Annotated in this window: 13 protein-coding genes; 9 read left to right on the top strand and 4 right to left on the bottom strand. The window is 47.6% G+C overall.

Annotation, left to right across the window (positions count from 1 at the left end):
• Positions 1 to 30 precede the first annotated feature (30 nt).
• Positions 31 to 738, top strand: a complete 708-nt coding sequence (locus tag BUA34_RS00955) for a hypothetical protein (RefSeq protein ID WP_072826879.1) — start codon at positions 31 to 33, stop codon at positions 736 to 738.
• 47 nt (positions 739 to 785) lie between these two features.
• Here the strand turns inward: BUA34_RS00955 and BUA34_RS00950 are convergent, their stop codons facing one another.
• Together BUA34_RS00950 and priA are read right to left on the bottom strand one after the other, a co-directional pair.
• A complete protein-coding gene (locus tag BUA34_RS00950; protein WP_072826878.1) occupies positions 786 to 1,376 on the bottom strand; it encodes a hypothetical protein in 591 nt (196 codons plus the stop codon).
• A gap of 47 nt (positions 1,377 to 1,423) precedes the next feature.
• On the bottom strand, positions 1,424 to 3,481 hold the full coding sequence (priA, locus tag BUA34_RS00945) for a replication restart helicase PriA (RefSeq protein WP_254794262.1): 2,058 nt from the start codon (positions 3,479 to 3,481) through the stop codon (positions 1,424 to 1,426).
• Positions 3,482 to 3,612: 131 nt separating this feature from the next.
• Here priA and BUA34_RS00940 point away from each other — a divergent pair, with 131 nt between their 5' ends.
• Positions 3,613 to 6,525 (top strand): DUF349 domain-containing protein, encoded by a 2,913-nt coding sequence (locus BUA34_RS00940; RefSeq protein ID WP_072826876.1) that lies wholly within the window; start codon positions 3,613 to 3,615, stop codon positions 6,523 to 6,525.
• A gap of 112 nt (positions 6,526 to 6,637) precedes the next feature.
• Positions 6,638 to 7,597 carry an L-threonylcarbamoyladenylate synthase gene (locus BUA34_RS00935; protein ID WP_072826875.1) on the top strand — a complete coding sequence of 320 codons (960 nt, stop codon included), beginning with the start codon at positions 6,638 to 6,640 and terminating at the stop codon, positions 7,595 to 7,597.
• Positions 7,598 to 7,683: 86 nt separating this feature from the next.
• Here the strand turns inward: BUA34_RS00935 and BUA34_RS00930 are convergent, their stop codons facing one another.
• Together BUA34_RS00930 and BUA34_RS00925 are read right to left on the bottom strand one after the other, a co-directional pair.
• On the bottom strand, positions 7,684 to 8,403 hold the full coding sequence (locus tag BUA34_RS00930) for a M15 family metallopeptidase (protein WP_254794261.1): 720 nt from the start codon (positions 8,401 to 8,403) through the stop codon (positions 7,684 to 7,686).
• A 106-nt stretch (positions 8,404 to 8,509) separates the two neighbouring features.
• Positions 8,510 to 10,864 carry a peptidase associated/transthyretin-like domain-containing protein gene (locus BUA34_RS00925; protein WP_072826874.1) on the bottom strand — a complete coding sequence of 785 codons (2,355 nt, stop codon included), beginning with the start codon at positions 10,862 to 10,864 and terminating at the stop codon, positions 8,510 to 8,512.
• Positions 10,865 to 10,932: 68 nt separating this feature from the next.
• Here BUA34_RS00925 and BUA34_RS00920 point away from each other — a divergent pair, with 68 nt between their 5' ends.
• From BUA34_RS00920 to nth, 6 genes are all read left to right on the top strand, one after another.
• On the top strand, positions 10,933 to 11,829 hold the full coding sequence (locus BUA34_RS00920) for a nitrilase-related carbon-nitrogen hydrolase (protein WP_072826873.1): 897 nt from the start codon (positions 10,933 to 10,935) through the stop codon (positions 11,827 to 11,829).
• A 184-nt stretch (positions 11,830 to 12,013) separates the two neighbouring features.
• Positions 12,014 to 12,151: a hypothetical protein gene (locus BUA34_RS15815; protein WP_175545401.1), complete on the top strand. Its 138-nt coding sequence runs from the start codon at positions 12,014 to 12,016 to the stop codon at positions 12,149 to 12,151.
• Positions 12,152 to 12,153: 2 nt separating this feature from the next.
• The gene (locus BUA34_RS00910) at positions 12,154 to 12,516 is read left to right on the top strand and encodes a hypothetical protein (RefSeq protein WP_072826871.1); all 363 of its coding nucleotides are present in this window, start codon (positions 12,154 to 12,156) and stop codon (positions 12,514 to 12,516) included.
• A 242-nt stretch (positions 12,517 to 12,758) separates the two neighbouring features.
• The gene (locus tag BUA34_RS00905; protein WP_072826870.1) at positions 12,759 to 13,943 is read left to right on the top strand and encodes a phosphotransferase; all 1,185 of its coding nucleotides are present in this window, start codon (positions 12,759 to 12,761) and stop codon (positions 13,941 to 13,943) included.
• Between the two features lie 22 nt (positions 13,944 to 13,965).
• Positions 13,966 to 14,751 carry a serine O-acetyltransferase gene (gene cysE, locus BUA34_RS00900; protein ID WP_072826869.1) on the top strand — a complete coding sequence of 262 codons (786 nt, stop codon included), beginning with the start codon at positions 13,966 to 13,968 and terminating at the stop codon, positions 14,749 to 14,751.
• A 15-nt stretch (positions 14,752 to 14,766) separates the two neighbouring features.
• Positions 14,767 to 15,393, top strand: a complete 627-nt coding sequence (nth, locus tag BUA34_RS00895; RefSeq protein WP_072826868.1) for an endonuclease III — start codon at positions 14,767 to 14,769, stop codon at positions 15,391 to 15,393.
• Positions 15,394 to 15,551: the final 158 nt, after the last annotated feature.

Here is a 15,551-nt window from a genome sequence, read left to right as displayed (position 1 = left end):
ATCTGTAGACAACAGAGCAAAAGGAACTCTATGAGCGAAGAAAACAAATCATGCGAAAACTGCAACGATGACGTAGTTGCCATTACAAAAAATTGCGCAGAATCTTGGTTAAAAAGAATCCGTAATTTTGCAGGTTTCTTAGGAATGATCCTCCCCTGGATTTCCTTAATCGGAGCCGTAATTGTCTCAAAATCAAAACCCCAAAACATCCCTGATGATTTTTGGACAACACTGTCGATTTCCGCAACCTACTACTTAACCCCTGCATTAGCCGGAATTCTAACAACGGCAGCTATCGTATTGATGTGCTACAAGGGGTACGACAAAAAAGACGAACTCGTCACAACGATATCCGGCATTTTCGGTTTGATGATAGTTTTATTTCCCTGTGAATGTTCTGTTGCAGAAAAATTATCCGGCAACATCGTCGGATTTTTCCAGTTGCCCATCGGAATTTCAAACGTAATCCATACCGCTTCAGCAGTCATATTCTTTTTGCTTTTGGCCATCAACAGCATGTTCCTTTTCACTCTTGGCGAAAGCAACACTCGTCAGAAACACATTCGAAACTTTATTTATAAAGTCTGCGGAATCGGCATGTTCTGTACACTACCGTTGTTGATTATACCATTTAGTTTTCCAGCAAAAATATTCGTTATCGAAGCAATCGCGCTCACATTCTTCGGCATCAGCTGGCTTGTGAAAGGTCAAATTTTCGGATTATTTGCAGACAAGTAAAAAAGCTAACAGAATTTACAAAAAGCAGGCTACCAAGCCTGCTTTTTTTAGAATGACAACGCGAGCGCTAAGCCACCTTGCGGAGTCGGTGCAAGGCTAAGATACATACTTGGGTTATATCCCAAACTTTTGTTATAAATTTCAACGGCAGCGCGAGTCCTGCCCCAAGAAAGATTAGCAAGAATAAGTCCTACTGCACTTACACCGATTCCACCAAAAGTAATCGGCTTGGCATGTTTTCCACTCCCATCGCTCCATTCAGCAAGACCAAAACCAAGCGCGGCGCCGCCAATACCTGCGCAAACCATTCCCCAAATAAAATATGTCCTTGCATTATCCACTTCTACAGCAGCTTCTGGATTTGATTTCAACAACGCTTCAATGGCACCGGGAGTCACCTTGAGATCTCCAACATACCATTGTTTCTGATTTTGAACGTACGTGATTTTTCTGTTTACGGGCTTATCAGATTCGTTATCTTCATTTTGGTTATCCGATTCAACGTTTTCTTTTTGAGCAGGCGCTTCCTTTTCGGGACCATACGATTCCACGCTGCGGTAATTGTCCCAAACGCTTTGTGCAAAAGATGTACTAACCAGTACAAACAAAAAAGCAATAAAATAAACAGGCCAACGCATTGAGACTCCTCCAAGAAATAACAATTATATATTGAACAATATAAATATTATTCTAATTCCACTTTAATTTCAACACCGGGAACCCATGCTTTGGGAGCATTTAAAATGGGAGAAAGGACTTTACGCACAACCGAAAGATTTTGTGTTTTTACATAAAGCTTAACCCAGAATACATTTTGCACTTTCGGAACAAAAGCATCAACAGGTCCAAGCACCGTCAGCGAAGACTCTTTACGTAAAATACCGTCTAAGCGATTTATCGTATCGCGTAAAAGCGATTCATCACGGGAACCGCAACTGATTTCTACCAATTTACAGAACGGCGGGTAAAAAGCCATTTGACGATTTGATGATTCGAGATTTGCAAATCCATCAAAGTCATGGCGAATTGCAAATTGCATCACGGGTTCTGTAGGATTTAGCGTTTGGATAAGCACGCGCCCACCGCTTTCGGCACGTCCTGCACGTCCTGCAGTTTGACTAAGCAATTGGTAAAGTCTTTCGCTCGAACGAAAATCAGGAATGCCTAATCCCGAATCAGCACCGACAATTCCCACAAGTTTGACACCCGGAAAATCATGGCCCTTTGCAACCATCTGCGTTCCAAGCAAAATGTTGTATTCTCGATTTCTAAACGCATTCAAGATTTTTTCGACAGAGCCTACATTCTGAGTCGTATCACGGTCCATGCGAATCACCTTCGCATCGGCCACCCATTCATGAATTTCTTCTTCAAGTTTTTCAATCGCGCCACCGACAAATTCATACGTTTCGGCACCGCACGACGGGCACGGCATATTCACCGGATACAGCGCAGCGCAGTAATGGCACATCAGCGCATTATACTGTTTATGATACACAAGCGGGATATGACAATGCTTGCAATAAAGAGTTTCACCGCATTTAGAACAAACTCTTATTTTCGAATACCCTCGGCGATTCATGAGGATAATCGCTTGGTCTCCATTTGCAATACAATCCGACAAAGACTCGCGCAAAACAGGCGACATGAGTACACCTTTTTGCTGACGAACCTTTCCCATGTCAACGATGGTAACTTCGGGAAGCGGCGCAGCCGTAGCGCGATTCTTGAGTGTCAAGAGTTTTAAATTCCCGGCCTTTGCATTGCGGTACGTTTCTAGGCAAGGAGTTGCACTGCCAAGCACCACAAGCGCTCCATATTTTTGCGCCAAGTGAAACGCTAGGTCGCGTGTGTGGTAACGTGGAGCCGGGTCCTGCTGTTTAAATGACGAGTCATGTTCTTCGTCCAAAATGACAACATCAAAATCAAAAGGCGAAAGAATCGCACTGCGTGTGCCAAGCACAACCTTAGCAGAACCATCAAGGACCGCCAAATAGCCCGCTCTTTTTTGCGGGGCCGAAAGTGCGGAATGTAACACAACTACAGGAACTTTCAAAAAATCTTCGAACCTTGATGCCGTCTGCGGAGTAAGACCAATTTCGGGCACCAGAATAAGTACACGCTTATTACGATTGAGCGCCTCACGCACCAATTCCTGATAAACTCTCGTCTTACCGCTACCGGTCACACCATGCAGGAGTGTTCCACGAAATCCTTCCTTGTCCAAATCTTCAACAAGACTAGCTAGTGCTGTCCGTTGTTCATCTGTCAAGGGGGGCAAGTTTGAACAGACCTCCAATTTAGGTCCATCCGGCAAAGCCTCGCCCCGAGGTTCAGCGTTCTTTTGAGCCAGCAACGCATCTAGGAACTTTTCAAAATCAGCAGGCCAAAACACATTCAAAGCACGCATGGGCGTACTTACATAATACTTAGCCATCCATTCCAGCGATTCCATATAACGTTCGGAAAAAACAAAGCCAGACTCATGCGGACACGCATATCGAACGTCAAAATTTGGCTTTTCGGAATGGACTCGACTCACTAAAGCAAGCGTTGGCTTGCGATGAGCCAACTGCACCCAAACAACGCTCCCCCGTACAATATTTGCGCCTTCAGGCACACCATAAGTGAAAATTGACGGGGACAAAGGGATATAAACCTCACAAAAACAGGAAAGCAACGCCGCATTACAGCGTTCCTTGACCATCTCGGGAGCCGATGTCTTGGGAATTCTCTTTGCCACGGGGGCAAAGATAGTTATTGATACAACCTTAAATGGGCATAAATTCGTGTAAAATTTCCTGACTGCAAGTTTTTTTTAGTTAGATTATGCTATACGGAGCTGAGGAAGCCCCGCCTACCTTTGGAGATATTATGAGCTTTTTTGACGCATTTAAACCGAAATGGCAAAATTCCAACCCTGCAAAGCGCATCGAAGCGATTGCCGACTTGGATGAACTCACTAGTCAAGATATTGTCGAACGAGTGGCCCTTTCTGATGATAATGTCGAAGTGAGAATAGCTGCAATTAATAAACTTGCAATTATTAAGACACTTCAGGAAATTTCTAAAAACGATAGTGACTCTAGCGTACGCCGTTTGGCAGAAACAAGAGCATTCGAGGAAATTGTCAAAAAGCTGAAAGACTTTAAAGAATCGAATTTGAACGACGAAGTCCGCGGTTATATCGAAGCCGTCAAGGACACGCGTTACGCCGAAGACGTCCTTAAGGCTACAGACAACTTAACAATCAAGAGAGAATTGGTCAAGCTTTGCAATAAGCAATCGCTCCTTGCCCAAATCGCAACTCGTGATTCTAGTGAAGAAATTGCAATGGCCGCTGCAGACCGCGTGGTTTCTGAATCTCTGCAAGCAGACCTCATCAAGAATTCCAAGCACGTTTCTGTCCGCAAGAAGATTTCAGATAAAGTTCGTACAAAGAAAGAAGCTGAAGACAACGGCAAAAAGGCTTTGGAACTTTTGCAGAGCAAGCGTGAAGCATTGATCAAGCAAGCCCACTTCCTTGCAGCTCAAAAAGACGCCATTGCAACGAAGCCGCAGTTCGACGCCCTTATGACCGAAGCGAACGCACTTGGCATGGGCGACCTTGCAGGCTCACTCAACGAAATTTACGACAGCTTCAACAAGTTCTACGACGAAGCAAATGCCGCCAAGAGAGCTGCAGAAAACGCCGAAGCCGAAAAGCAGGCCAAGATTGCTCACTTGACAGAAACGCTCGCTGAACTCGAAGGCATGCTTGAAGCAAATACGACGGAAGAAAACGCAGAACGCGTGAACGCCATCGTCGATGAATGGACCGCAAGCAAATCCATCATGGATGCGGCTTCCATCAAGCGTTTCAACAACGCCTACTTCAAGACTCAGGAAGCAAAGAAAATTGTTCTCCCGACTGCAGAATCCGAAAACGCAAGCGAAGAAGAAATTGCAGCACGCAAGAGCCTTCTCGAACGTCTCCAGGCTCTCTCTGATACAGAAATTGACGAGAACACCGGCAAGCACTTGCACGCTATCGTCCGCGAATGGGAAAAGCTCGACCTTCTCGAAGGCGATGACCCGATTCTCCAGGCATACAACGCTCTGCGCACCAAGTTGAACGAACTCATCTCTGCATTCAACGAAAAGGCACAGAAGGTCGTTGAAGAAAATTCCAAGAAACTCCGCACTCTCATCGAACGCATCCAGAACATCGACGAGAATCAGGAATTCCGCGAAATTCACAAGATTCTCCGCGACACCTACCAGGAATGGAAGGAAATCGTTGGCGAACAGAAATTCAAGTACCACGATCTTTGGCAGGAATACAAGATTGCCACTTCTCGCTTCCAGGAAATGCAACAGTGGGAAAACTGGCACAACGAAAAAGACCGCGATACAATCATTGACGAGATGACCGCACTTTCTAAGGAAGCTCCGAGCCAAGACGTTTTGGCGAAGTTCCGCGAACTCTGCAGCAAGTGGCGTGAAATCGGCCCCATCTCTGCATCCAAGTTCCAAGATTACAGAGACCGTTTCCAGGCCTTGGTCGATAAGGTCAAAGAAAACTGCGCTCCGTTCATCGAAGAACAGAATGCAGAACGCCAGAAAAACCTCGTTGACAAGGAAGCCCTTTGCCAGAAGGTCGAAGAACTCGTTGCCAACGCCGAAATTTTCTGGAAGGACAAGTTCAAGGCCGTTCAGGAAATTCAGGAAAACTGGAAGAACATCGGCATGGTTCCAAAGGAAGCCTTTGCGGCGCTCAACAAGCGTTTCAAGGATGCCGTGAACGCCTTCTACGCCCAGCACAAAGAAAACGTCAAACGCGAAGACGACAGCCGCGAAGCCAACTACGAAAAGAAGGTCGCTCTCTGCATCGAAGCCGAAGCCATCAAGGATTCGACCGATTGGAACGCAACCTCCACCAAGCTCAAACAGTTGCAGGATGCATGGAAGGCAACCGGTCCTGTTCCGAAGAGCAAGTCCGACGAGATTTGGACCCGCTTCCGCACCGCATGCGATTCATTTTTCGATAAGAAGCGCAACCACTTCGAAGAAATGGATGCCGCTAAGCAGAAGAATCTCGAACAAAAGCAAGCCATTTGCGAAAAGCTCGAAGCTCTCGACTTGAACAACGTGACTCCGGAAATCATCGAAGCATACAAGACAATCGAAGCCGAATGGAAGACTATCGGCATGGTCCCGAAGGATGCCGTCGAATCTATCAATGAACGTTACAGCGCAATTGTCAACAAGATTGTTGCCAAGATGGCTGAAACCGATCCGGAACTTCAAGCCAAGATTGCCGAAATCAAGAAGAAAAAGCAAGACTCCATCGAAAAGGTTCGTCAGTTTGCCGAAAGTGCAGGCTCCAACCAGCTCGCCGATGCCGTTCGCGACATCCAGAAGGAATGGGTTACGCTGGGTTCTTGCGGTAACGACGATGCAGAACTCCAGAAGGCATTCCGCGATGTTTGCGATGACTTCTTCACTCGCCGCCGTGACCAGCTCGACATTCAGGAACAGGCTCGCCAGAACAACTTGCAGAAGAAGATTCTCCTCTGCGAACAGGCCGAAGACTTGCTCACTGACTTGAACGAATCTACAGTCGTGGCATCGATGAACAAGGTTAAGCACTTCCGCCGCTTGTGGAAAGAAGTCGGTGCCGTTCCTCGCGAACACTCCGAAAAAATCTGGAAGCGCTTCAACACGGCATGCGATCAGGTGTTTGCATTCGGCCGCAAGGACGAAAAGAAGGAAGAAGCTCCGGCAGCAGCAACTACCGAAGCATAGCGATCGGAGAAGGTCTCCGCGACCTTTTCAAGTTCGCTTTTACAAGACCTTGTCATGCCCGCCTCCGAGCGGGCATTTCCTTTTTATACCGTAAAATTTTTATTTTTGGGTCATGAAATTCCCGCCATGGACAAGTGTAAGCGAAGCTGCCCGCCTCCTCAAGGAAGGCGAAGTCGTCGCCATCCCGACAGAAACGGTTTACGGGCTCGCCGGTAACGCTTTCGAGCCCAAAGCTCTCGCCAAGATTTTCGCCGCCAAAGAACGCCCCACGTTCGATCCACTGATTGTCCATATTGCAGACATTGCACAGCTCACCGACATCGCCAAGGACATCCCTGATAGCGCCTACAAGCTCGCCGAAGCCTATTGGCCGGGCCCGATGACGATTATCCTTCCCAAGAAGGATTGCATCCCCGACCTTTGTACAAGCGCCCTCCCCTCCGTGGCCGTGCGCTTCCCGAGCCATCCGATTGCACAGGCAATCATCAAGGAATCCGGACTCCCGCTTGCCGCCCCGAGCGCAAATCTCTTTAAGCACGTGAGCCCCACGACCGCTGAACATGTTGCAGCCCAGCTCGCCGACCGCATCGCGGGAATCGTCGATGGCGGCCCCTGTTCCGTCGGCGTCGAAAGTTCCATCATCTCGCTCATCGGTGAACCGACCGTGATGCGTCCAGGCGCCATCACGCCTGAAATGTTCAAGGCCATTCTCGGTGAAGTGAAAATCAAAGAATCCACGTCAAAGCCAGGCCAGCCAATGCTTGCCCCCGGCCAATGCGACACGCATTACCGCCCGCAGGTTCCGCTTTACTACGGCGAAGTTCCAGCAGGCTACACGCTCCCAGAGCACACCGTGCGCATTGCATTCGGCACTCAAGCAGGCCCAATTCCAGCTACAGTAAACTTGTCCGCTACAGGCGACATGGTCGAAGCGACCTCCAAACTTTACGCCTTCATGCACGACCTTGACGACCCCAAGTACGACTTGATTCTCGTGGACCCCATCCCGAACACAGGCGTTGGCATGGCTCTAAACGACCGCCTGAAACGCGCAAGCATTAAGAGGCTTTAGGTAATAGGTTGTAGGTATTAGAAAAAAATAGGCATCAGAGTTTGATTATTATAACCTAACCCCTGTAACCTAAAACCTAGCACCTACTAAATAGGGAACAGCGGGTAGTGTTCCTTGGTGTAAGCGCGCGTATAGGCGTTGAAATGCCACCATTCGCTCGGAAGCATCACCCAGCCCGCACGCTTCATGATATTGCGGAGCAAGTTTCGGTTATCAATTTGCTGTTGCGTGAGGCGACCGCTCTGTAAAGCTTCGGCCTCGCCCACAATCCCTGCACAGCGCTCAAACGAATCAAAATCCGCGCCCATGTCAAGCAAATTGCCAGTGCTATCAGCAAGCCCTAAATCAAGCGCGAGCCCGTAATTATGGAGCCCGCCCGTTTTGCCAGACGAAACAAAATGGCTGTAAGGCGTTCCCGCAACGGATTGTTTAAGAACCGATTGCGCGTACATCGGGCGTGCAGCATCAAAAATTACAAGAGAATAACCCGGCAATTCCTTCGAGATAATAGAAATTGCACGCTTCAATTTAGGCAGGCCATCCTTATGCATAAAAGCACGCTGGATGCCACAATACATATCATGACCGGTCACATTGTTAAACGTTGCATAGCGCAAGTCCATACGGATACCACGCATGTACGTGATTTCGACCAAATTAGAATCGAGTGTTGCGTAGTCAATCCACTTTTTTGCAGATGTGCAAAAGCGCAATGGCTTTTCGGGCTTCGGCGGCACAAACAAGGAGTCCGTCTCATGCCCGAATGACAGAACTGCAAAAAAGAAAATGATTAAAAGGAATTTCATATAAGCCACTGGATCCTATCGGTCTTGCAGACCTCCAGGATGACATTCATAAGATTCTCGCCCATAGCTCAAAGTGCCATAGGCACGACCTCAAACCTCACAGCTCCTAAATTCCCAATTGCACTTCGACACCGAACTGTAGATAGAGCCCCATGCCCTTTGCAATAAACGGTACCAAATCATAGCCATTAGCCGTATTCTTGTCTTTATCGCGAGCAACCCAAGAACGTTCGCGTCCGTTTTCCCCGCCAAGGAACTTGAGTGCAGCCACATCAAGTTTCGAGAAAATGTTATCCACTTCCAAATAGAACCTGGCGTGCCTAAAGAAGAACTTAGACTTGGTCAAATCCAAATTGACACGCAAGTCCGTTCTGTACAGGTCCGTAAACTTGTTATAATCCTTAAGTTCGCGAGTTCCACTCTTACCATCCGACGAAGGCTTGATTGAATAGAAGTAGAGCGGTCTATGCCATGCCGCATGATGTGTCAAAATCACAGACACAATGGAATCCTTACGCGGATAATATCTAAAGTGCGACACCACATCTAAACGGGAATTCGCTTCCCATGGCAGAGACTTGCCACCCTTCAGTTCGTATTCACCGTACACAGAGCTTGCATTCATTGCCATCGAAAAATGGTGAGACGTTTTCCATTCTACAGAACCCGAGGCGCCAGAAACCCAAGCATAGTCAATCGGGGTAATGTCTTGATAATTTGCAAAAGCCTTCGGCAGTGGGAGCAGCGGATCAGCATAGAAACGTCCAAAGCCAGACACCTGAGCCACCAAGTACTTGGAACAGTAGCCAACGCCCAACTTAAGAGAAGTTCCCGATTCCAAACGACCCGTCAAATCACCGTCATCAAAGTAATGTTTCCAGTCCGCACGATATGCAGCGTTACCAAAAAGTCTCCAATAGGCAGAATCTGTTTTAGACAAATTACGTTCCATATCAAACGATGCTGTCGGGCGTGCATTATGGTCACGAGCATCTGCGACTGCACCAACAGAGAACATATGTTCTGAATAATCATTTTTCCAGTCAAGCGTTACCGCACCCGATAAGACACCCGTCTGGTATTTACTGGTTTCATCACCACCAGGAACCAAATAACTGCGATCAACTAAATGATGTTCATAAAGAACGGCACCACGCAAATCAGCACCACCAAAGATATCGGCATGGAAATCCTTGTCAGCACCCAAGCTCAGTGTTGTATGCGTTTGGCTGTAACCATCAATAAAAGTCCTTGCAGATTCATCGGTAAGTTTGCCCGTACGGAACCCAGTCGTATCGCGCAAAGTATCGCTCAAACTTTCGCGAACAAGCCCCGCGTGGAAGCTTGCACCGAACTTCGATGCATATTCCGCACCGATGACCAAGTAGCTTTGGCTACCTTCGATAATATCAATGGAATTGACACTGCCATAAGATCTCGACGTATCCTGGCGGATTTTGTATTCATCGGAACTATATAACGTGCGCAATGCCCAAGAAGCATTTCCCAAAGAATCGGAACCATTCAACTGAGCATACAAATCAAAAGCCGAAAGGTTAAACGGATCCGAAGACTTCATCTTTTCGTTGTCAGTATTTTCGTTACCACGCTTACGGAATTCCGTATAGAACTTTTCGCCCAAATTCTTGAGCATAAAGTCATCAAGACGGCGGAATGCAAAACGGAAGCTATCCCAAATAAAGAACGGAGCATCAAGCACGACTTCTTGGAGTGTAAGTCCAACAGAACCTTTCAAGCCCCATTCCCCGCTTGTCTGTTCCGGAAGGTACTGGATAGACGTTGCAAGACCTTGCCCAAGCGGCCCTTGACCATAATGGTCATGAACTTCGATACCGCTCAAAGTATGCGGGTTCACAATGGACAAGTTGCCCGGGAATCCAACATCCAGGTGTCGCATGTTCGGAATGCGGAGGCGACCTAAATGATACGCCACGTCACTTGCACGGGAACCTTCATAATACAAAGCACTGCTAAAATCCTTTTGGCCCGAAATACCAGGCATCTGGCTCAAGTGTTCCGTCAAGTCAAAGCGCATACCCGCAGCGTCTTCAAGCTTTTCGAGCTGGACCGTACGTTCCACATTCCACTTGATGGGTTCGCCATCACCGATAATCGTGCTTGCCCCAAGATTTGTGACATTGGTGCTAAGCGTAATCACCATGTCCATGAGGTCGGCAAAATCTTGCAATTCCACAAAGACGCTATCAAAGCCATCCTTCTTGAATACAAGCGTTGCATTCTTGGAATCCACCGAGAACTCAAAACGACCGCGGGAATCAGTCGTTCCAATCGGCTTGCCAGACTTATATGTAACAGCAACATCCTTGACCGGCAAATCAGATTCGGCTTCGAGAACGACGCCAATAACCATTGTAGGCGAGGCAGCAAGAGCCCCAACTACAAGAAACAAGACAAGACAGAAAATAAAGCGAAACTTCATGCCCTCAAAATAGATAATTTACGCTCAAAAAATTCCGCCGCCCCACAAACATCGGTTATATTATACGCATGCTTAAAGTTTATTTAATCCAAATGGATAGCGCAAAAGGCTCCAAGTCCGAAAATTTAGACCGAGCAAAGGCTATGATTCTTGACACCCACCCCACCGAAGGGAGCCTTATCCTTTTGCCCGAAATGTTTGCCACGGGCTACATCCCCGCAAACCTAGCAGCCGCTGCCGAAGACTTTAGCACCAATTCCACAGGCGAAACAGCACGTATGCTTTCCGAGATTGCCGATGCCACAAACGGCACCATCATGGGAGCAGGCATCACACGCGCATCCAACGGATATTTCAACCACGTAAGCATTTACGCCCCGCACACGCCCAAAGAGTTCTGCGGATACAACAAGATGAACTTGTTTTTTCCAGAGAAAGAAAGCTTTAAAGCAGGCGAAAATATTAATTTATTTAAATTAAAGGAGATTCCCTCCCCATACGCGGATCATGCTCACATAAGTGCTAAAGCACTAAGTGATCAAAGAGATCAAGTCGGGAATGACAATAAGACAGAATCTGTAAGCTGGACAATAGCTTCGTTTATCTGCTACGACTTGCGGTTCCCCGAAATTTTCCGCGAAGTAACCAAAAAAGGCGCAAATTTAATCACGATCCAAGCAGCGTGGCCCGCCAAAAGACGCGCCCACTGGGAAACGCTCCTCAAGGCTCGTGCTATCGAAAACCAGGTCTACATTGCAGCCGTAAATGCCGTAAGCACCGCACCCAATGCCCCAACCCCGCTTGCTGGTACATCCCTCATCATTTCACCAAACGGTGACATTCTCGCCGAAGGCTCCTCCCAAAGCGAAATGGTCATTTCCGCCGAACTAGACTTGCAAGCCGAAAGAAATTACCGCAAATCATTCCCCGTACTCGACGGAATAGTCCCTCCAGATTTGATTTAAAACACACTCAAAGCCATAATTTCAAGCTCGTCTTGGACAATCAGTCAATCCTAAATTATTGATCATCAACGAGTTACAGACTCTCTTTTGTATATTTGTCTTGCAAAATTTTCTTTTTGTTCGAGCCAACGCTCCACAAAAAGATTATTTTTTTCTTACAGGGTTAAATTCAAGAGGTTTTAAAATGGCAACGACAGGTAATCTCGATTACGCAAAAGAGCTCATCAAAGCAGGGCTTAAACGCGAGTTGATTTTAAAAATCACCTCCATTTCGGAACACGAATACAGCCTACTCCAGCGTGAACTCTTAGCAACAGCTTAATCTTGCAGCTTATTCTAAACATCCCTGCACAAAAAGCGACCAACAACGAATCTCGTAAGGCCGCAGTTCTAGCTTGTTACAAAGACGGAAGCCTTTTGCTCGACGCAAGGGACAACCTCAAACCAGCAAGATTCACCATGCATCCGTCCGACATTTTTCCCTGGGCGGAATTCATAGAAAAACTCCTTGCCGCCTGGCAACTCTGCGATTACAGCGATGTTCCAGAAGCATTCAAGCCCGTCAAGCAAATTCCGCCATTTGTTGTTGAAGGGCTCCCCTATGAACCTGTCCCGCAGCAACTCAAAATTCTTGCAACACTGCGTTCCCAGGGATATTTCGCCCCGCTCACAAGCCCCGGCAAATAATGTTCAGATAAAAAAAGAAGAAAGTGTCCTCTCCTAATCCGAATCGACCAAACATCGACCATAATCGAAGACACTTTCTTTATTTTTCCAAGGAGAATCCACCCTTCCATCTCCTATTATTAATTATACTCTTTTTAATTAAAATGGTTTATTATTTAAAAACTATTTTTCTAACCAAAATAAACATACTTCAAAAAATATATATTGACGCCTAGAAGCGTCTTTTTTTTTGAGGGTTGCTAATGAACCTTATCAAACATTTTAGCAAACAACGTTGGTTCATGGGGAAAAACAGAACCATCACCAACATGGAAGTACTCGATTCCACGGAAGCCGGCGGCACACGAATCAAGCTAATCAAGGTTTCGTTCGATGATGGAGAAAGCGATATTTACACGTTCATCGATGACGAAAACGCCGTCGGAAAAATTCTCGAAGACGCATTCCTAGACGGCTCTCAGCAATCGGTATTCTCCGGTGATTCAGGCTTTTTCTCGTTCCGGATTACAGCGCCGCTCCCTAAAGTTCCTCTTACAAATATCAAGCCCGTTTCGAAAGAACAGAGCAATTCAGCCTTTTGCGCACCCGGTAAATATTTCTTTAAACTTTACCGCCGACTTGAACCGGGATTACATCCCGAAGCCGAAATTCTAGAAGCTATGAACAAGGCCGACAGCCGCCGCGTGCCGAGACTTTACGCCGTCTGTAATTACAAAGCAAAAGGCGGTGAAGTTTATACATGGGGAATCCTCGAAGAACATTTTGCAGATGCCAAAGACGCTTGGAATGAATTTTGCAACAACATGGACAGTACCGATGCATTCCAGCTCGGCATGTCCACCGCACAAATGCACGAAAGTTTAAAGCCGTTGAGCGGTCCCAAATACAGCAACATCGAGCCACCCTTCGACAAATTGGAACAATTGCTCAAGAATTCAACGGATACCGAGTACGCCCCGCAACTGCGCGAAAAGCTCCCGGAACTTCGAATCCGCTATAGCGACTTGCTCCGCGAGACATTCAGCGACAAGACTATAAAGAAACAGCGCATCCATGGGGATTACCACCTGGGTCAAGTGCTTATCACACAAAGCGCCAATGGCACTAAACATTTCGAGATGATAGACTTCGAGGGCGAACCCACGCGCAGCCTTGATTATAGACGCACCATCCGCTCCCCCGCCGTCGATATTGCAGGGATGCTCCGCAGTTTTGCCTATGCAGGCGCCGTTGCAAAAGTGGATCCGAGTGAAGCGCAGCAAGCGTTCATCACCGGGTATTCCAAAGTTTCCGGGATTTCTATCGATGCCATCGAAAAAGAATCCAAGCCCTATATTTTGGCAAAAGCCATCTACGAAGCATGTTATGAACTAGAATTCCGCCCCGACTGGTTCTGGATTCCCGCCAAAGCGCTGCTAGAGCTATAAAATTTGTATATTTGGCGTCATCATGACACCAGAAGAAATGGAACAGTTACTCCGCAAGGAAGCACAAGAGCTCGTCAAGACCGAGCCTCTTTCTAAGTTGATGCTCGAAGAACAAGTCCTTAACCGCAAGGATTTTGCGGACATGCTCTGCGTTACCCTAGCCTGTCAATTGGCAGGTGAAGTCATCGACCGTGCAGAACTGGAAAAGATTTTCTGTTCCATGTACGAGAAATACCCTAATTTGCTCGTTTCCGCCACCAAAGACTTGAGAGCAACCGTCTTGCGCGATCCCGCTTGCACAAGCTATCTAGAACCATTGTTACTATTCAAGGGTTTCCAAGGTTTGCAGGCTTACCGCGTTGCTCACGTGTTGTGGGAAGAACACAGGCATTTCCCGGCCAAGATGCTCCAAAACATCATCAGCCGCAAGTTCGGCATGGACATCCACCCGGCTGCAAAAATTGGCCACGGACTTTTGGTAGACCACGCAACGAACATTGTTATTGGCGAAACCGCGACCGTCGGCAACAACGTGAGCTTTTTGCATGGTGTGACCTTGGGCGGTACCGGTAACGAAATCGGCGACCGTCACCCGAAAATCGGAAACGGCGTGATGCTCGGAGCCCATGCCCAGTTGCTCGGCAACATCCACATCGGCGATGGCGCAAAGATTGGCGCAGGCGCCGTGGTGCTTTGCGATGTTCCGGCTCACACGACGTATGCAGGCGTGCCAGCTGTTCAGGTAGGCCACCCGCACGACGAAATGCCGAGCTTCAACATGCAACAGGACTTCACGCGAGACGTTTAAACGAAAGTAGCGCGAATGAACAAGACTGCAAAAATCAAATTCATTGGCGAAAAGCTGGACGAACTCTTTCCAGATCCCCCTATTCCTTTAAATTACACGAACCCCTTCACGATGCTTGTCGCAGTTGTCCTGAGCGCCCAATGCACAGACATCCGCGTGAACCAGGTGACCGAAGTCCTTTTCAAGCTTGCCGACACGCCTCAAAAAATGCTCAAACTCGGTGTCGACCGCATTGCCGAAATCATCAAGCCCTGCGGATTCTTTAACACCAAGAGCGTAAACATCTACAAACTCTCGCAGGCGCTCGTCGAAAAATACAAGGGCGAAGTTCCGCACACATTCGAAGAGCTTGAAAGCTTGCCCGGCGTGGGCCACAAGACGGCAAGCGTCATCATGATCCACATTTTCAAGATTCCGGCCTTCCCCGTCGACACGCACATTCACCGCCTTGCAGAACGCTGGGGGTTAAGCGATGGTTCGAGCGTCGAAAAGACCGAAGCAGACCTAAAAAAAACTTTTCCCAAAGAAGAATGGGAAAAGCGTCATTTGCAAATCATTTATTTTGGTCGTACCTACTGCAAGGCTCGCGGGCATAAAGACGAAGAATGCCCGATTTGCAGTGTTGTCAATAAGCACGGGTAAAATTCTCTAAAAGGCGATTCCGGCACAGCGGCCGGAATGACATGCAAGGCGAGAGCAGCAAGAATGAGCGAACTCATTCTTATTGCCGAGCCGCAGAGTCATGTGCTTGCACAATGACAACGAAGCCGAGCGATGCAGAAACATGCTTGCATGTTTCT

It is taken from the genome of Fibrobacter sp. UWB12 (assembly GCF_900142485.1).
Lineage (GTDB): Bacteria > Fibrobacterota > Fibrobacteria > Fibrobacterales > Fibrobacteraceae > Fibrobacter.
This window is presented reverse-complemented; position numbering and strand designations above follow the sequence as displayed.